The sequence below is a fragment of the Legionella qingyii genome (assembly GCF_003990155.1).
In the GTDB taxonomy this organism is placed as follows: Bacteria; Pseudomonadota; Gammaproteobacteria; order Legionellales; family Legionellaceae; genus Legionella; species Legionella qingyii.
Genome location: NZ_RZGX01000014.1, coordinates 96,786 through 114,287, shown reverse-complemented (window position 1 = coordinate 114,287; position 17,502 = coordinate 96,786). Strand labels below are relative to the sequence as shown.

The following is a 17,502-nucleotide window of genomic DNA, read 5'->3' as shown; positions in this document are numbered from 1 at the left end:
ATCCCGGTAAATTTAGGATACAATCTTTCTTGGGCATTTTAATCTTCCTTTTGACCGTCAAATCAATGGGTTAGTCTAGACTAACTTGATTAAAATGCCCCCTTTTTTGGGGTAGAGCCAATCATTTATCCTTTTATCTAATCTTATAATTAGAGCCTCCCAAAAAGTATAAAATATTTTCATTTTAATATTTTATTAATCGATATGAAGCATGGTTCTTCTGCGAAGATTTATGATGTCACGAGGTAATAAAAATGAAATTAAAATTTGACGGCATTTTTTAATAAAAAAAATGCTTCCTGTGTTAAAACACCAAAAATCAATACAGGTACCATTAATATAAATTACGGTGGATGTTATGATAATTCCAGCATAAGTATTACAGTACCGCATATTACTACCGATGATGAAACTGTATCCAAGCGTATCGTTAAAGAACATACCTATACTTTAAAATTTTAAAGTGCTTGGTATTACTTTTTAGATCTTTTCGAGCGCTCTTTCGGGTCTAATTTGGTGCTCTCTAAATCGGATCTATATTTTGTATTAAAGATTAACGCAGGTATTTATCAACCATTATCCATAACCTGGATAAAAGCTGTTCATCTGATGACAGGAATTACTAGAGTCTTTGACATTTCATTTCATTCCGCCTACTTCCCCGCTTTATGTGCGGGATCTATACAGAGACAAACTAAAGTGCAGCCTTTACTGGATTTGCATAAAGTGCGAACGTAGGCTAATGAAGCAATTGTCAACAGAGCCTGATATCTATTCATTTTTAATAGTAATTCTTAAAGTCGCTCAAAAATTGTTCTTGTATTAAACCCAAATAATCGCTCGTGCATTCTGTATGCATACTCATCTGTCATATTGGCTAAGTAATCGCATACGATTCGATAAGCAGTCGTTTCATCCTCCGCTTGTTTAAACAAGACTCGGTTTTTATTATCTAATAAACTACCGGGGTTTGAACTGATGGCATCGAAGAGCCTCAGAACAACTGTTTGACCCCCATACTCAAAAGTTCGAGCCTCTTGAGAATCAATGACATTAGTATAGATGCATTGTTTTAAATAATTCAGAAGTGCATTAGCTTCGGGAGTGAGTGCTAGATTGTATTTAAGTAAATTATTTTCGAATTGTTCATTGGTTATTATGATTTGGGTTGAAGTAATAAAATAATTAACCATTTCTCCAATAGTTTGTTTTCTTGAGTAAAGATCTGAAGAAAATAGTGAGTCGATTAATAAATTTTGACGATCGGTTAACGATGTATTATTTAATAACTGTCGAAATTCGGGTGTATCCAGATGAGAGGGATTTATTAAACGTAAATGAATCGCATCTTCAAGATCATGAACCCCATAAGCAATATCATCTGCAATATCCATAATCGAACAGTCAAAACTATGATAAGCAGATTTTCCTGTTTTTGTACCACGAGGAATTTGTGATAGGGATTGAAATAATTCTTTATCACTATTGGAAAAAGGAGATAACAACCAATCGATTTCGGGTTGTTCGCAATCAAAATAAGCTTTGGGCGGTAACCAATCATTAATTTTGATGGTTTTATGGATGGATTCATGAACGGGTGCTTGTTTAGGGGCAACAACAGTAGAGCGTTTCACTGGATATTTTAAAATACCAAGCAGCGCACGTCGGGTTAAATCAAGACCATAGACGCCATAACTGCTCTCTACTTTGGTTAGTAATCGTAGCGTTTGGCCATTTGCTTCAAATCCTCCATAATCACGCATCATATAATTTAGCGCTACTTCACCACCATGACCAAAAGGTGGATGACCAATATCGTGAAGTAAACAAATAACAGAGATCAGATCATCATTAGGTAATAAACCTGCTAGCGCAATGTGCTTTTCTTGGTTCATCAAGAGATTGTGTACAATGCTGCGTCCTATTGAATCGACCTCCAGAGAATGAGTCAGGCGAGTTCGATGAAAATCACCTTCATCAGTTCCTAAAATTTGTGTTTTTCTTTGTAGTCGTCTGAACGCTGGGCAGTGAATTACTCGAGTTCGATCTCGTTCATAAGGATCCCGATGATCCAGGTTTCCTCTTTGATTTGTTTGTCCCGAACGTCGATGTGTCCACATAAGTTTTTGCCGTAGGAATAAAAAAATAATTACTGTAAGACAAAATTTGTCCTTTCACAACTCAATTTTCTAAAGTTTTTTCTTATTATGTAGATATAGTAGTCAAGAAGTGAATAATAAGAACTATAAATAGGGGAATGACAATGGATAAGAAAATAAACTTAGCACTCATGGTAATTTGTGCTTTCATTATGTCTTCTTGTACTAAGGACAGTGAATACCTCACATATCCCGCTTACTCATACACTGATATTACAGAACCATATTCTATGAATAGTAACCGTATGGTTAATTATGACTATAGATATCAACAAAAACAGGAAGTTAATGTTCCTGATTCGTACCATGTTGGTGAATTACATTCTCCCGTTTCTTTTAAGGATAGAGATCAGACTTGGGTAAATAGTCAAAATCCACAAGGTTACACTATTGAGTTGACAGAAGGTGATAAGGCATCTCAAGTGGCACAAGTTCTTTACAAAGCACCTAAAAAAGATCGGATGGCTCAAATCAAATATGAGCGTGATGGCAAAACACGTTATAAGGGAGTATACGGAACATATGGCACTGCAGAAGAAGCACAAAAGGCATTAAATTCATTACCACCCGAAATCAAAAGCAGTGCTTCAGTGATTAACTGGAGTAATGTGCAACAATAGACCCTAAATAATTTACCCCGAATTAAGCGATATCTTAATTCGGGGATGAGTTATTATGTTGATTAAGGAGTCACGATAATCTTGCCGACTTGCTCATTGGACTCCATGTATTTATGGGCATCTACTATATGTCCTAAGGAGAAAGTTCGAGCAATTTGGGGTTGAAATGAACCATCTTGCAAGTGATCAAAAACATATTTTTCAGCTTTTGCGCGTACCTCTGCTTGAGCTACAATTTCAAAAAGCGTATAACCGCGTACGGAAATTCCTTTACTTAAAGCGGTAAAAAGAGGGAATGGAGTGATTGACTCCAACGATAAATTTCCATAAATAAAAAGTATTCCACCTTGGCTCAGTGTTTCTGCAAGCATTTCGACACCTTTTCCTGCAATTGGATCGAATACAATTGTTACACCTTTGCCATGAGTTATTTCATTGACACGGGTAGGGAGGTTTTCATCGTTTGTTACAATCACATGATCTGCTCCTAAGGCGAGTAATTCTGCTTTTTTCTTAGCAGTTCGCGTTGTGACGATGCTAATAGCTCCTTGAGCACGTGCTATTTGAATAGCAGCAAGTCCTACACTGCTACTGGCAGCAGTAATTAAAACAAAGTCATTTTTAGTAAGATTTCCATAATGAATTAGGGCACCATAGGCGGTTAGGTATTGCATCCAAATAGAAGTTCCTTCCTCATAAGAAAGTTTCTCTGGGTATGCTGCGAGTGCGTATGCAGGAACTATAGCAACTTCTCCATATACACCATACTTACCGAGATCAAAGCAAGGCACTGTGCTGTATGTCTTGCCGATCATTTTTTTATCTACATCCGGGCCGACTGCTTCAACTATCCCAGAAGCTTCATAGCCAATTTTTGATGGAAAATGTGGTTCTATCAGATAGGCTCCAGTACGAAACATAATCTCAGCGCGATTTAGACCAATTGCATGAACACGCAAGCGAACTTCACCTTTTCCTGGTTCTGGTAGTGACGACTCTTCAAGTTTTAATACTTCCGGGCCTCCAGTTTCATGAAAGCGCACAATTTTAACCGATGAATTTGACATAAAATTTCCTTATTTTTGTAAAATATTTGATTAGGGCTAATTGGGGCTATGTTGCTTTAGAATCTGAACTGATTAGGATCATTAAACGAGTTACGCCAGGTGTTTTTGAGCGGTCTGCTTCAAACTGCTTCACGGTAATTGCATAATGTTGATTTAATTTTTCCAGCCATGCAATAAATAAGTCAAAAGCTACGGCGTCAAATGTAAGTTGAATATCGCCCAGTCCAGTTTGTTGTAATTGATAAGGAAATTTCAGGGTCGGATCATTTTTTAGTTTTGTCGCGAGCGTGGTTAGGAGTTGGCTGTTATCTACTGATTGTTTCTTTGTTTGCTTTATATGACTTTGTTGTCTTATGTTCTGCATCCACGTCAATGTAGTAGTTTTTTCTACGAGCTGAGTTGATTTTTGAGTTACCTTTTGGCTCAATGGACTATATAAAAATAAATAATAAACATAGAGCAAAAGGCACAGTGTTCCTCCAATCAGCATCCATTTTTCTCTCTCATTAAGACTACTTAAATAAGCTTTCACATTAACTCCAAAGTGGCTGCGACTTGTTGTTCGCGAGTTGATGCTTGAGTTTGTTTTACTTTGAGTTGCAGCTTTTTTAATTCGTTCTCGAGCTCTTCTAAACTGGCGAAATCCATGCTTATTATCGTTACAGATAACGTTTTGTTTTGATATCGCAACTGTTCTACAGTATTACGATCGTTCTTAATTACTTTAGCCAATTGATTGAGTAAAAACCAAAAACGATTTTGCTCTTCTGTATTATTACTTTTTAAAAGTTGCGCAATGCGAAACTTAGGACTGATAACTTGTTTGGCATCAGGGAAAAACTCATGATAGATAACGGCGATTTGTTCATCTATTTTCTCGGTCTGCTTATTTAAGAAATGCAATTTCATCCCATTTACTACGAGTAAGGAGATTAACCAGAGACAAAAAAGGAGACCGACTAGTTGATATCCCTTTTTAATCAAATCACTTTTATTTCCATGCTGCATTTCTCCTTGGCAGAGATTCATTATCTTTGCTTTTAACATTCTTTGAGCAATCCAAGTATATGATGTTTCCTGATTTTTAGGAGATGAAGCATCAATTTGAATTGCGCTGTCTGTAAAAAGTAATGGATGGTATTGTGGGTGATTTTTTAGATAGATATCAGCTAGTTCCCCTGAAAGAGCACCTTGGAAATCCTCAGTATTGATGAGCAAAGTTGTTTCACAGATACATAGCTCTTGTGGTTCCAGGGCAAACCAATCTACAGTAATAGCAAAAAATTCAATGTTTTGGTCATTGAATAATTGCATTAGATATCGAATTCGCTGTTTGCTTATTACAGTAACTAGATATTGATTGTTTTGATATCGTGCTTTATCAAAAGCGAAATGAAGCTCATCTACGGGTTGAGCTAACTTTTCTTCCAAAGCATAAGGAATTGCAATTCGCGCTTTTCTTTCAGGAAGCCATGAAAACTCCAGATTAAGAAGACTAACATGCTCACACGTTTCAATTACTAAAGTTTTACACTCAGTTTGCAATGATTTAATTTCTGCAAAACTGCGTTGAGCAGGTGGAACAATTAATGTCCCACCTTCATTTAATTTAAGGCAAAAGCATCCTGCTTCATCAAGATGTTTTGTAAAGAGAAAAAGAATATCCATTCCTAAGCATATGCTCTAAGTTTTTTTGCATTCATTGCAGTCCACTGTTGTTTCAGTTGTTGCGCCAATAGATAAACTACAAGTGCATATTGAGGACTTGAGTTGTATCGGGTTATAACAAAGAAATTAGGATAAGCTATCCAATATTCATTTCCTTTACCAGTCACTAGTTCAATCAAAGCGGCGCGTGAAGGATGATTATGTGAGGCGGTTATTGGCTTAACGCCATGCGCAATGAGCTGAGTATAGTAATAATTAGGTCTTTTAGGATTCATTTGAATACGTTTATGTAACGTACCTACCAATTTGGCATTTTGAGCAACTCCATCATTGGGTTTCCAGCCATGCTGGTAGAAGTAATTCGCGATACTTCCTATAGAATCAGCATTATTAGTGACCAGGTCGCGTTTACCGGTATTATTAAAATCAACAGCAAAATTACGGTAACTGCTGGGCATAAATTGTGGTTGACCTATAGCGCCAGCGTAAGAGCCTTTGTATTGAGTTGCAGGAACACCATGTTCACGACAAAGTAGTAGATACTCTTTTAGCTCTTTAGTGAAGTAGGGTGAGCGTTTTGGATAGTTAAATGCCAATGTTGCCAATGCATCAAGAACTCGATGATCTCCTTGTCGTTCTCCGTATAACGTTTCTACGCCTAAAATTGCAATAATAATCTCTGGTGGAACACCATATTTTTTCTGTGCCCTGTCTAAGGCTTCTCTGTTAGCAACCCAATAATCCAATCCACCTTTTAAACGTGCAGGAGTGAGAAATAAATCTCTGTAAACATCCCAATTTTTCTTTTCATAGGGTTTTTCCATTGATTCAATAATACCAGGCTGAATAACTACTTGATTCATTATTGCTGTAAGTTCTTTGGCATTAAAGTGGTACTCTTTGACCATACTTTTGATAAAAAGCTGCACATCTTTTCTTTTCGTAAATGCGGTATCTGAATAAGTTGAGAATGAAAAAAGTAGCAACATTATTGCAATAAGCCCCAAACCTGGTATTCGTCGCATAGCGCATCCTAATAAAAATCAAATGATAAATCTTATTAAAATTGCACTATATTAGCAAATACTTTAAGGTCGCGCGTATTTAAGCTAGAATGCGCTATTTGCAAAATAGGTACTTCAGTTGAGTGATTTAAAGCGAATTCGTAATTTTTCAATTATTGCCCATATTGACCATGGTAAATCTACCTTGGCGGATCGATTTATCCAAATTTGTGGTGGTTTAACTGAACGTGAAATGAGTGCTCAAGTGCTAGACTCTATGGATATAGAACGAGAGCGAGGCATCACGATTAAAGCACAGTGTGTTTCTTTAAATTACACTGCAAAGGACGGTAAAACCTATCTCTTGAATTTCATCGATACACCAGGACATGTCGATTTCAGCTACGAGGTATCGCGCTCACTGGCTGCATGTGAAGGGGCAATTCTTGTTGTTGATGCAGCACAAGGCGTAGAAGCACAAACAGTTGCTGTTTGTTACACAGCCATTGACCAATCATTATCTGTTTTGCCAGTACTTAACAAAATTGATTTACCACAAGCCGAACCCGAGCGTGTTATTTCAGAAATTGAAGACATTATTGGTGTTGATGCTCATGATGCAATACGGGTCAGTGCTAAAAGTGGCTTTGGAGTGGAAGATGTACTTGAAGCGTTAGTGACTCGTATTCCTCCACCAGAAGGGGATATTAACCAACCGTTACAAGCTTTGATTATTGATTCTTGGTTTGATAGCTATCTCGGTGTTGTTTCATTAGTACGCATTGTCAATGGTTCAATACGTAAAGGGGATAAGATGAGAGTTATGTCCACAGGACGCTCTTATGAAGTCGACCAAGTTGGTATATTTACCCCTAAACGTACAAAACTGGATGTACTAAATGCCGGTGAGGTAGGTTATTTGGTAGCAGGAATTAAAGAAATTCAAGGTGCCCCAGTAGGGGATACGCTTACTTTGGAAAAAAATCCAGCCGAGAAACCACTTCCTGGGTTCCAACGTGTAAAACCTCAAGTTTATGCTGGTTTATTTCCTATCAGTTCTGATGATTTTGAGGCATTCCGTGAAGCCCTTGCTAAATTAAGCTTAAATGATGCTTCATTATTTTATGAACCTGAGTCTTCTGAAGCGTTGGGTTTTGGTTTCCGATGCGGATTCTTAGGTATGCTTCATATGGAAATCGTCCAAGAGCGCCTGGAACGAGAGTACAATCTCGATTTAATATCTACTGCGCCTACAGTTGTATATCAAATTTTAACACAAAAAGACGAGACGATGCTGATTGATAATCCATCTCTTTTGCCGCCTCTTCCTCAAATTAAAGAAATGTATGAGCCTATTGTGAGGGCAAATATACTTGTGCCTCAAGACTTCCTCGGTTCAATCATTAATTTGTGTGTTGAGCGACGGGGTATCCAGGTCAATATGACTTACAGTGGTCGCCAAGTTTCTGTAACTTATGATATTCCTATGAGTGAAGTGGTTTCTGACTTTTTTGATCGATTAAAGTCAGTAAGCCGTGGTTATGCATCACTTGATTATAATTTTTTACGCTTCCAAGAAGCTGACTTAGTTAAAATGGACATTTTAATTAATAGTGAACGTGTGGATGCGCTTTCAGTTATCGTTCATCGGTCTTCAGCTCAAACTCGTGGAAAATTAATCGCTGAAAAAATGCGTGATTTAATTCCACGACAAATGTTTGATGTTGCAATTCAAGCTGCTTTAGGTAGTCATATTATTGCCAGACAAACAGTAAAAGCATTACGTAAGAACGTTACTGCAAAATGTTATGGTGGTGATGTGACTCGAAAACGAAAATTATTGGAAAAACAAAAAGCAGGTAAAAAACGCATGAAGCAAGTAGGGCATGTGGAAATACCGCAAGAAGCATTCATGGCTGTTTTCCAAACTGATAAAAAGAAATAGTACAAGGCATTAATGATACGTTGGATGTATTATTCGAAACTAAGTTTGATTAGGATATAAATTTATGAATTTTGCTTTAATATTGGTTGTACTATCGTTCATCAGTGGTTTTATTTATTTATTAGATGTTCTTTTTTGGGCAAGAAAACGCGCTGAGGATCAAAAACCAAATCGTATTATTGAATATTCACGATCTTTTTTTCCAGTATTTTTCATTGTATTAATTTTACGCTCGTTTCTAATTGAACCGTTCCGTATTCCTTCTGGTTCATTGGAGCCAACATTGCTTGTTGGTGATTTTGTTGCTGTAAATAAGTTTATTTATGGATTAAGACTTCCTGTTTGGGAAAAAAAAGTTGTTTCGATTTCTGACCCTAAAACAGGACAGGTTGCAGTATTTCGCTGGCCGCCAGATCCTTCCTATGATTACATCAAAAGGGTAATAGGAGTACCAGGTGATAAAATTAGTTATCACAATAAGGTGTTAACAATTAATGGAAGGAAAGCAAAACAGACTTTTGTTGAGTACACTATTGATGAAAGTTCGGGAAAAGCAGTAGCTAAATATCAAGAAGATTTAAATGGTACAGTACATAATATTTTTGTACGAACTGATGTTCCAGCTGTAGATTTTGATATTGTGGTGCCTGAGGGGAATTATTTCATGATGGGTGATAATCGTGATGACAGCGCGGACAGCCGGTTCTGGGGATTCGTACCCGAATCCTATTTGCGAGGCAGAGCATTTTTAGTTTGGATGAGTTGGAATGGCAAAAAGGATAACGTTCGTTGGTCTAGAATAGGAAAATTAATCCCATAAGGATGCAATATCGTTTATGATTCTCTGATCAAAAAACGTACTTTAAGTTAAAGCAGAAAAGGAATAGCAAATGCATAAACAAAAGGGAATGACTTTTATAGGGATGATATTTACAGTCGTTGTGATTGTTATGGCTGCAATCGTTGTAATGCGTGTTATTCCAGTTTATTTGCAGTATTACTCCATTATTAAATCGGTAAAAGGATTAAATTCAGTGCCTTTATCCACATTAAGTGGTGATCCCGTGGCAGATGTTAATCTTCTAAAGAGCACCATGGATAAACGCTTAGATATTAATGGGGTGGAAAGTTTAAAGGAAAATCAGTTAATGATTGAACCTATAGGTTCCAATAAATTTAGAGTGAAAGTGAAATATCAAGTTATTAAGCCCTTAGTATATAATATAAGCTTATTATTTGATTTTGATCATACAGAAGAGGTTGTAGCAGGCAGTGAAAGTTGATTTAGAAAGACTATGCAGGCGATTAAATTATAAATTCAATAATATTGCCTATCTCAAGCAAGCTTTAACGCATTGTAGTGTTGGTAGTGAAAACTATGAGCGTTTCGAGTTTCTTGGAGATTCAATTTTGAGTTTTGTAATTGCTAATGAATTGTTTCATCGTTTTCCCTTACAAAGCGAAGGCCAATTAAGTCGTTTACGTTCATTTTTAGTTCGGGGCGAGATGTTGGTTGAATTGGCTAAAGAAATTGATCTGGGGGATTTCCTGTTTTTAGGACAAGGTGAGTTGAAAAGCGGAGGTTTTCGTCGTGCCTCTATTCTTGCTGATGCTATGGAAGCTGTTTTTGCAGCAATTTTTCTTGATGGGGGGATCGAGACAGCGAAAGAAGTTATTTTAAAGTTATATCGATCCAGACTTGCAGATTCTAATTTAAATGATTGCCTAAAAGATGCTAAAACTCAATTACAAGAATATTTACAAGCTGAAAAAATGGCTCTTCCAGAGTATACTTTGACTAAGGTGGAAGGGGATGAGCACAATCAGATATTCTATATAACATGTATGGTAATTGGAGCAAAACAACAAACTTTTGGCCAAGGATCTAACCGTAGAAAAGCAGAACAATTAGCTGCGAAGTCGATGTTAGAGCTATTACGTTCACCAAAATCTCTTTAGTACATTACGTTGTTTAATTCATAGGTTTCATCTCCTATCGAGCGTCAAGCTCGCATGAGTGAAACCTGATTGTCCCTATTTTAAAATCGAGGAAAAAATTCACCTTAAAGGTTCATGTGATCCCTCCCCCCTGAACTTTCGGCAAGTCCTGTTTGACTCTGTCAAACGAGTATTTAGACATAGGCGAGCGACACGAACAAAGTGAGGGCAAATCCGTGATGAATTATGGAAGCAAGTCAAAGAACTGTTAGATGATTATACTCCTTCAAAATGGATACTCATTTAGGGATTAGCCCAAGCCAAATTAGGCAAAATTATCAATTTATCATTAATGAACTTAATATTTATTTAATATATTTGATAGTATAATGGTCTAAACGACCTATCTTCTCGTTATGGACAGCTAGAGAACTAGTGCATCACTTAGTTTTAATCATTAAACGGGTTTGTCGCTGCGGCAAAGAATATGAAAAAGTAAATTACTTTTTCTTGAGACTTTAATTCGGCGAAGCAACTCGTGTAAAGAACTTTTCAACGAATTTCTCACTTGCCTCCTTTTAACTACATCTGAGCAATTGGAGTTAACATGGGCGTCATATTATTTAAAGTTAAAGTACCTAATATTACTACTGAAATAAAAGAAAAAAATCTAATTATAAAACCTGATGGATTGGGTAGAGGTTGGGTTAATTTTCTTATAGAAGACAAAATGTTAATAACAGAAGAGCTTTTGGCAGAAGCATTTGCCTTGGTTAATAGATTTCAGAACGAAAATCCGGATATCATTATAACAAGCTCGGACATGGCAAAAAAATTAGCTCAGTTTCCCTCTAGATTTTCATCGATTATGTTTTTATCTTCTGTGTTTAACTCTTCTGCTGACCAGTCCAAAGCGGATTGCATCAAGTATTTAAAAGAACTCCCTGAATTTATTACTCAGGTTCATTTTGATGTCAAACATAAATGGAACAATCCAGAAGACGTAATAAAGGCTATTCCAAAACATGTGACTCATTTTAAGATTAATCTTGATGTCATTGCAAATTGCACTCATGAAGAACTGATTCGATTTTTTAGCAATTTTCCAAAGCATTTAACAGAAATTTCTCTTTTAGAAGGAAACCCACAAAATAACCTCGTTATTGATGATAAGGTGTTACGCGATTTGATTATTAGATTACCTGTTTCAGTAAAAACGCTTACGGTCCCTAACGATATGAATGTTTCCATTAATATACCAAAAAGAACATTAGATCTGGATGAATACAGAAAAAGAGAGTACTTCCCAGCGAGTTATGATGATCTGTTCTGCTCAGATGATTTATTTGAGAATGCACAAAATCTTTTAAATGATTACACCAAAAATACCAGTTGCAGCCCTGGGTTTTCACTTTTTTTTACTTTTCACTGGAATCGGCATCATGTAGACAAGGTAAATGAAATAGTGAAAAAAAGTACCAACATCAATGATTTATTGGATAACTTTCGACAGATAGAAGAGCAAAAAGATTTCAATCACACAGGCTCCTTGGCACGCAGAATTCACTACATAAAACATAAGCAATATGAGAAGTCTCAGGAGGCGAATCATGGTGCGGAGGTGTTAAAGCATCAGAATACGATAGATGAAAGCTCAAGCTTGCTTTCTTATTAATTATTATAAAAATCAATAGGAATATCCCAAGGTCGGGCCTTTGGCCCGACAGAAATTGTCGAAAGAATTTATACTGGAGAAGTTTGGAGGTTTGCCTATCCGAAATGAAGCCATAAAACGATGATGTTGGTTACTTGTTCTGGAGTATTAAGAATTTGGGTTATGTTGTCATTCATCATCGAACTCAAATTTATGAAGATTTTGCTTCTGGTAAAAAAGATGATTGCCCAGAACGGGCTAACTTTTTTAAAAGCATTGAGCAAGAATGATACTCTGGTGGCCTGGACGCTCGACCGGTTGGGTCGTGATTTGCATTCTCGTTAATACGGTTCATAATTTAATAGCCAGAAACACCCATATGATATATTGTCATAATCTTGGCAGCCCAACCAGCAATCAGCATCATATATGCTGATCATTTTCCGCCAGAAACCATACGATAATTTTTCGCTGCAGTAAGAAATGTCTTATATTCTGTAGGATTTTCAATTAAGCTTTCCGTTCTTTTCATCAAATCAATTGATTCCTCAGATGAAAGCCATTCATTTTCTTGCAATTTGGCAACTAACGTGACCATCATAAGTTCCAATTTAAAATAAAATGCTATCATTGCATTATCTTTTACATAAGATAACCGATCTTTAGCTTATTATTTTTTCATAGAGGGCTAAATTGCCTTATTGCAGTAGAATTAAAACTTGGGCGGTCTTGGAAAAATCTTATTTTACCTGGAGGGTTTGGATCGGACGGTAAAAAAAGCTTATGAAAATCCATCCAAAGGATTATTATTATGCGCAAGTAAGGAAAAGGTTGTAGCGTTTTCCTTAAATAGAACTTTATCCCCAGCATTAATTGTTGAGTATCAAATTCAACTCCCAGATAAAAAGTTGTTACAAGAAAAGTTACCTGAGATGTCATTAGAAGATAATAATTGTTAAAAAATATTATTTTATTATTAATAAAAAAGTATTTAAATTACCTCATCAGCAGTGAGACAATTCTTAATGCCGAAATAATTACAGACAAGGTTCAAAATGCTTTGTTTCATTAGGATAACTAAATAATGAATTTATTTGTAGTATATATTGGTGGTTGCCACCCTAATTCTTTAATCGAACTTCATGATCTACGCTTTATAGTCGCTAACTCCATTGAAGATACCTATGATGCTCTTAGAAAAAGCTGGTGGGGTATACCAAAAAGTTTACATATAGACGCCTGGGGCATTTTAAAGTATGCAGATGGACATAGTATTCAAATTTCACAGAAACAATCAGAAGATAGTGGTAATAAATTATTTTTCGTAAACTTGGGTGGTTACGATAAAAAGCAATTTACAGAGTTACATAAAAATATTTTTGTTGTTGCTGCTAATGAATTTGAAGCGAAACAAAAAGCACTAATTCAAATTTCTGACTGGGAATCCCCACATCGTGATTATTTATATGAAGTCGATAATTTACTTAATATTAATTCATTAATTAAAAATGAAGGTTATTATTTAAGTTTAAATAGGCAGGCCGAGCCTAAGCCGTTTGAATTTACCTGTTGTTACAATCCCATTGGTAGAGATTAAACCATTTAAGTAGTGATTAAAGATTTTGCGTTAGGGCAAAAATTCTGGATCGCGAGGTTTTTCATTAAGTTTTTTCATAATAGTCATTAAATGTTGATCTGTTATTGAATTAAAACTGGAACTTTTTTTAAATATTGCAGTACAAGTCCATTACAATTCTCATTAATTCCACGCTCTATGGCAACAGCAGTAGTTGTGTGATGTGTACCATTGAAGAAAGCTGGCCGCACGTTGAAATTTATTCCATTGATGAAGCATTTCTTGATTTAAGTAGCTTACCGATTGATTGTCATGACTCTTTTTATGAACAATTACAGAAAAAGATCCTAAAGGACACGGGAATACCTACTTCTATTGGAATAGGGCCAACTAAAACCCTGGCCAAAATAGTGAATCATCTGTGCAAGAAGGTGTTTAAAATTCCAGTGTTCAATATCACCTCGAATCGTGACCAGTTATTGCAACAAATTTCAGTAGGGGGCATATGGGGAGTAGGGCGGCAATGGGAAAATAAACTAATTGCCCCGAGGTATTCATACGGCTTATGATTTGGCAACGACCAATCCCCATCTTTTGAATGAGTTTTAATGTGGTGCTGATGCGTACCGCGCTCGAGCTTCAAGGAATCTCTTGTAATGGATTAGAAGAAGCTGAACCAAAACAAAGTATCATGTCATCAAAAAGTTTTGGCCAGATGCAAACCCAATACTCCTCTATTGCAGAGTCGGTGAGTAGCCATTGCGCAAGAGCCGTCGAGAAAATGCGTAACCAACAATTGAATTGCCAACGCAAGGTGGTTTTTGTCCATACCAATCGGTTTAGAGAGGATTTAGCACAACACTTTCAATCCATAGAATTTAAGTTCATTAATCCTACGGACGATTTGCGATTAGTTACCAAAATCGCCAAGCGATGTCTGCAGCGTATTTTTAAGCCAGGCTATTACTATAAAAAAGCAGGTGTATGTCTTCTTGATTTAATTCCTAAGAATCCACGACAATTGGACATATTTCATCAACCAAGTGACGAGCACTTAGATCATACGGAGCAATTGATGAGTGCTTTTGAGCAAATCAATCAAAAGTATAGACGAAGCACGATTCGACTCGCAGCTGAAGGATATTCAAAACCTTGGGCTATGCGAGCAGAGCTTAAATCACCTGCTTATACCACACGATGGTCTGAGGTTCCTTTGGTTTGGGTGTATTAAAGGGCACATCATGAATGCACTAAAGGATAGAAATCCAATAAGAAAAGCCACTCGGATTGATATGGATTTTTTTTATGTCGTGATTTTCCTGAACTTGACAATGAACTCATTGCAGTAAGAGGTTCGGTTGACCGAAGGGGGTATTGCAACATGCAATTATGCGGCGCGTGCATTTGGTGTACGCTCAGCCATGTCAACAGCATAGGCACTGAAATTATGCCGTTAATTCATCTTGCGACCTGTGCGCATGGAAGCTTGTCGAAACGAAAGCCAATCCATTAGAGACTTATTTGAAGAATACACCGATCTTATTGAACCTTTCTCTTTGGATGAAACTATCTTTATATGACTCTTAAAGCAGCAGGTTGATCTCAAAATTTCCGGAGTGTATACTCCATGCCTTCGTATTTTAACCAATATAATAAATGAAAAATAAAATTTTACTCGCTATACCGTTGGTTACTAGTATATATTCTGCTCATGCAAATAATTGTGGTAATTTAAATGTCTCCGTATTTAACAAGAGTGGGCACACATGTACTTTACGTTCAACTAATTTAACGAATGGCCAGATTATATTTGGGCAAGTACCTGGGATAATTGAAAATGGAGAGAAAGCCCTTGCTTTCACTCTTCAACAAACTTACACAGCTGGTCCCAGTATTCGTTTGGAATATGAATGTGATAATAAAACAATTAGTATTGTTTCTCGACAAGATTTATGTGTTATGTATGCAGGATCCGTTTCTGGAGACTACTCTAGTTCAAACAATGTCCATGCCGATTACATTGCAAAGATTGGCAGTTGGTGGAGTTCGCTTCCTGGTGAAATAAATTGGACTATTGGATAGGCTAACGAGGGCTTTGTTGCTGAGCTCCATGAACTGAAGTGTTTACTGGAGTTTAGGCAGCTCTATAGCTTGCGGGCATTCCTAACGAAGTCATTTTATTCATGACTTCACCGCCCTGCATTACTTCCTGCTCTTGTCGTTTAGAGAGTGCTCCCCAAAACGCCCTGATAACGATAGAAACCATATCAAATAAATGGATCAATTATTTGGACATTGAATTTTAGCTACGCCATCTATCCTGGATACAGTTCTTTAAAAATCATTAATCTATCTAATAATTAGGATATATTTGTAATTTCAAATTTTATAACCTCTTTATTGTATTAATATGGTTTGGGAAGAGGTATTTTCAGGATGTGCTGCAGCGATTAATTTTTGCGGCATCGTCAAGTTAACTTTTGTGAAGGCAAGAAAGAATGGTTGGTAAGTTTTAGGCGCAAAGAATCTGTGATGCAGCTGATTGCCAAATGTCTTTAGCCCTATGAAATTGGATTCGTTGTTGTAGTGCGGAGTTGGTATAGCGCCCAATGGCGACTGCGAAGAGATTCCTGGTTTTTCCCATCAAAGCCAGGACGGTTATTTTCAATAGTTTTGGCAAAACATTCTAAATTTTTTAGAGTGTCTTGGGGGGACCTTAAATCAGCAGTTTTAACCAATATAAGCATATTTTCTGCAGCATGTTTGCGAGCTCTATAAAATTGATTTGCAGCAGGGTTTTGCTCTAAAAATTCTAAATAGGATTCTATTTGTTGCTTTATCTCTTGTAAAGGCTCCTCAACTGGATACCCTGATAAAGCTTGTTTTACAGAAATTTGCGCATACGTAGCTTTTGCTTTTAAAAAATATAGGATGTTGTTTTCTTCAAATTGCTCTGGTTGAGCAATCAAACTCACAAGTTGCGCCTCCACCGCCTGTCTAAGGATAAAAGCCTCTGCCTTCTCACTGAGGCGTGTTAACTTTAACGCAACCATATGCTTCCTTTGAGCAGGGTCGTACCCACCTTCTATCTTATCTAGAGCATCTATCTCATCAGATAATCTTATGAATTCTTTATTCATTTTTCCTATATGAATGTCTATCTTATCGATGAAAGCAAGAAGTCGTGTTCCAGCTTCACGCAATTGTGAGGCCTTATCTTCTTTTAAATTACTAATTGTATAATCAAGTAACCGCTGGTGAGTTTTTTCTTCATCAATCGAAGCCAGCATTTCTTTACTCAGTTCCATCATCGTTGTTTTTGCAACTTGTTGGGCTGCATTTCCTTCTGTATATTCCGGCCCTTTAATTGCTTGCTGAATTGCGTTCGTTACTATTGCGCGAATATCTTTTGCTTGTTTGCCTTTATTTTCTTCTTTCAACTGTAGCGACGCCTCATGGCTTAATAGCACTGCGGCACCAGACATCACTTGAGTCAAACAATATCGTTCTTCCCAGTCAGTAGATAAAATTCCATGCTGAATTTTTACTATGTCGGTAAAATTAATGTCCGTTTCTGCAAGTAGACTTGCCATTAAAGGAGTTACATCGTCAGCACCTAAAGACTGATCCTTATTATCCTCGTCCTTGTTTAATGGTAAATATCTTTGATTTAATAACGGACCTAAACCTGCTGCTACTGAGTACTCTCCTTTTCTTAAAGCATTAATATAAGCTTGTGGCTTGTCGTTATAACCTTCCCTTTTAACCATAGACATATTTGCACCATAAAAACTAAGCACCTTATCTAAATATAGAGCATGCTTATAAAGCTTTGTACTGTGACACCCGAAAATGGTATAGAGTTTGATTA

17 protein-coding genes and 2 pseudogenes are annotated in these 17,502 nt (G+C 36.7%); 12 read left to right on the top strand and 7 right to left on the bottom strand.

Translation table 11 applies throughout. The features are described 5' to 3' along the window. Positions 1 to 267 precede the first annotated feature (267 nt). Entirely contained in the window at positions 268 to 462 is a 195-nt protein-coding gene (locus ELY20_RS11550) for a hypothetical protein (protein ID WP_110144251.1), read from the top strand. 332 nt (positions 463 to 794) lie between these two features. Here ELY20_RS11550 and ELY20_RS11545 read toward each other — a convergent pair whose 3' ends face one another. Beyond that, positions 795 to 2,120 carry an anti-phage deoxyguanosine triphosphatase gene (locus ELY20_RS11545; RefSeq protein ID WP_110144250.1) on the bottom strand — a complete coding sequence of 442 codons (1,326 nt, stop codon included), beginning with the start codon at positions 2,118 to 2,120 and terminating at the stop codon, positions 795 to 797. A gap of 143 nt (positions 2,121 to 2,263) precedes the next feature. Here ELY20_RS11545 and ELY20_RS11540 point away from each other — a divergent pair, with 143 nt between their 5' ends. Beyond that, entirely contained in the window at positions 2,264 to 2,779 is a 516-nt protein-coding gene (locus ELY20_RS11540; RefSeq protein WP_110144249.1) for an SPOR domain-containing protein, read from the top strand. Between the two features lie 62 nt (positions 2,780 to 2,841). On the opposite strand, the gene ELY20_RS11535 is transcribed toward ELY20_RS11540, so the two are convergent. The 4 genes from ELY20_RS11535 to mltB are packed head-to-tail and all read right to left on the bottom strand — an operon-like array spanning position 2,842 to position 6,539. Continuing rightward, positions 2,842 to 3,846 (bottom strand): zinc-dependent alcohol dehydrogenase family protein, encoded by a 1,005-nt coding sequence (locus ELY20_RS11535; protein WP_110144248.1) that lies wholly within the window; start codon positions 3,844 to 3,846, stop codon positions 2,842 to 2,844. Positions 3,847 to 3,892: 46 nt separating this feature from the next. After that, positions 3,893 to 4,378 (bottom strand): GspM family type II secretion system protein LspM, encoded by a 486-nt coding sequence (lspM, locus tag ELY20_RS11530; protein WP_110144247.1) that lies wholly within the window; start codon positions 4,376 to 4,378, stop codon positions 3,893 to 3,895. Then, positions 4,375 to 5,514, bottom strand: a complete 1,140-nt coding sequence (gene gspL, locus ELY20_RS11525; protein WP_110144246.1) for a type II secretion system protein GspL — start codon at positions 5,512 to 5,514, stop codon at positions 4,375 to 4,377. The genes lspM and gspL overlap by 4 nt, the downstream gene beginning before the upstream one ends. A 2-nt stretch (positions 5,515 to 5,516) precedes the next feature. Beyond that, positions 5,517 to 6,539, bottom strand: a complete 1,023-nt coding sequence (mltB, locus tag ELY20_RS11520; protein WP_110144245.1) for a lytic murein transglycosylase B — start codon at positions 6,537 to 6,539, stop codon at positions 5,517 to 5,519. A 118-nt stretch (positions 6,540 to 6,657) separates the two neighbouring features. Here mltB and lepA point away from each other — a divergent pair, with 118 nt between their 5' ends. The 5 genes from lepA (at position 6,658) to ELY20_RS11490 (ending at position 12,076) form a co-directional block, all read left to right on the top strand. Continuing rightward, positions 6,658 to 8,463 (top strand): translation elongation factor 4, encoded by a 1,806-nt coding sequence (lepA, locus tag ELY20_RS11515; RefSeq protein WP_110144244.1) that lies wholly within the window; start codon positions 6,658 to 6,660, stop codon positions 8,461 to 8,463. Between the two features lie 64 nt (positions 8,464 to 8,527). Then, a complete protein-coding gene (gene lepB / locus ELY20_RS11510; RefSeq protein WP_110144243.1) occupies positions 8,528 to 9,283 on the top strand; it encodes a signal peptidase I in 756 nt (251 codons plus the stop codon). Positions 9,284 to 9,353: 70 nt separating this feature from the next. Further along, entirely contained in the window at positions 9,354 to 9,746 is a 393-nt protein-coding gene (locus ELY20_RS11505; protein ID WP_110144242.1) for a DUF4845 domain-containing protein, read from the top strand. Continuing rightward, complete coding sequence (rnc, locus tag ELY20_RS11500; RefSeq protein WP_110144241.1) at positions 9,736 to 10,422, top strand: ribonuclease III; 687 nt, start codon at positions 9,736 to 9,738, stop codon at positions 10,420 to 10,422. The genes ELY20_RS11505 and rnc overlap by 11 nt, the downstream gene beginning before the upstream one ends. 586 nt (positions 10,423 to 11,008) lie before the next feature. Continuing rightward, positions 11,009 to 12,076 (top strand): DUF5617 domain-containing protein, encoded by a 1,068-nt coding sequence (locus ELY20_RS11490; RefSeq protein WP_110142659.1) that lies wholly within the window; start codon positions 11,009 to 11,011, stop codon positions 12,074 to 12,076. Positions 12,077 to 12,491: 415 nt separating this feature from the next. On the opposite strand, the gene ELY20_RS16735 is transcribed toward ELY20_RS11490, so the two are convergent. Continuing rightward, complete coding sequence (locus ELY20_RS16735) at positions 12,492 to 12,686, bottom strand: hypothetical protein (protein ID WP_110142660.1); 195 nt, start codon at positions 12,684 to 12,686, stop codon at positions 12,492 to 12,494. 88 nt (positions 12,687 to 12,774) lie between these two features. Here ELY20_RS16735 and ELY20_RS17190 point away from each other — a divergent pair, with 88 nt between their 5' ends. From ELY20_RS17190 to ELY20_RS11460, 5 genes and pseudogenes are all read left to right on the top strand, one after another. After that, the gene (locus ELY20_RS17190; protein ID WP_407656331.1) at positions 12,775 to 13,014 is read left to right on the top strand and encodes a PDDEXK nuclease domain-containing protein; all 240 of its coding nucleotides are present in this window, start codon (positions 12,775 to 12,777) and stop codon (positions 13,012 to 13,014) included. A 125-nt stretch (positions 13,015 to 13,139) separates the two neighbouring features. After that, positions 13,140 to 13,652 (top strand): DUF1543 domain-containing protein, encoded by a 513-nt coding sequence (locus ELY20_RS11475; protein WP_110142661.1) that lies wholly within the window; start codon positions 13,140 to 13,142, stop codon positions 13,650 to 13,652. Between the two features lie 164 nt (positions 13,653 to 13,816). Beyond that, a pseudogene (locus tag ELY20_RS11470) lies at positions 13,817 to 14,862 on the top strand (Y-family DNA polymerase); the annotation flags it as partial. A 10-nt stretch (positions 14,863 to 14,872) separates the two neighbouring features. Beyond that, positions 14,873 to 15,196 (top strand): annotated as a pseudogene (locus ELY20_RS16915) (Y-family DNA polymerase); the annotation flags it as partial. Positions 15,197 to 15,287: 91 nt separating this feature from the next. Beyond that, positions 15,288 to 15,713: a hypothetical protein gene (locus ELY20_RS11460; protein ID WP_110142662.1), complete on the top strand. Its 426-nt coding sequence runs from the start codon at positions 15,288 to 15,290 to the stop codon at positions 15,711 to 15,713. Positions 15,714 to 16,192: 479 nt separating this feature from the next. Here the strand turns inward: ELY20_RS11460 and ELY20_RS11455 are convergent, their stop codons facing one another. Then, complete coding sequence (locus ELY20_RS11455; protein ID WP_110142663.1) at positions 16,193 to 17,407, bottom strand: hypothetical protein; 1,215 nt, start codon at positions 17,405 to 17,407, stop codon at positions 16,193 to 16,195. Between the last annotated feature and the right edge of the window lie 95 nt (positions 17,408 to 17,502).

Excerpts from the sequence above, each read along its gene's own strand:
- ELY20_RS11460 (WP_110142662.1), top strand. The coding sequence starts at position 15,288 with ATGAAAAATAAAATTTTACTCGCTATACCGTTGGTTACTAGTATATAT.
- gspL (WP_110144246.1), bottom strand. The coding sequence starts at position 5,514 with ATGGATATTCTTTTTCTCTTTACAAAACATCTTGATGAAGCAGGATGC.
- lepB (WP_110144243.1), top strand. The coding sequence starts at position 8,528 with ATGAATTTTGCTTTAATATTGGTTGTACTATCGTTCATCAGTGGTTTT.
- ELY20_RS11505 (WP_110144242.1), top strand. The coding sequence starts at position 9,354 with ATGCATAAACAAAAGGGAATGACTTTTATAGGGATGATATTTACAGTC.
- mltB (WP_110144245.1), bottom strand. The coding sequence starts at position 6,539 with ATGCGACGAATACCAGGTTTGGGGCTTATTGCAATAATGTTGCTACTT.
- ELY20_RS11475 (WP_110142661.1), top strand. The coding sequence starts at position 13,140 with ATGAATTTATTTGTAGTATATATTGGTGGTTGCCACCCTAATTCTTTA.
- ELY20_RS11455 (WP_110142663.1), bottom strand. The coding sequence starts at position 17,407 with ATGTCTATGGTTAAAAGGGAAGGTTATAACGACAAGCCACAAGCTTAT.
- ELY20_RS16735 (WP_110142660.1), bottom strand. The coding sequence starts at position 12,686 with ATGATAGCATTTTATTTTAAATTGGAACTTATGATGGTCACGTTAGTT.
- ELY20_RS11540 (WP_110144249.1), top strand. The coding sequence starts at position 2,264 with ATGGATAAGAAAATAAACTTAGCACTCATGGTAATTTGTGCTTTCATT.
- ELY20_RS11490 (WP_110142659.1), top strand. The coding sequence starts at position 11,009 with ATGGGCGTCATATTATTTAAAGTTAAAGTACCTAATATTACTACTGAA.
- ELY20_RS11535 (WP_110144248.1), bottom strand. The coding sequence starts at position 3,846 with ATGTCAAATTCATCGGTTAAAATTGTGCGCTTTCATGAAACTGGAGGC.
- ELY20_RS11545 (WP_110144250.1), bottom strand. The coding sequence starts at position 2,120 with ATGTGGACACATCGACGTTCGGGACAAACAAATCAAAGAGGAAACCTG.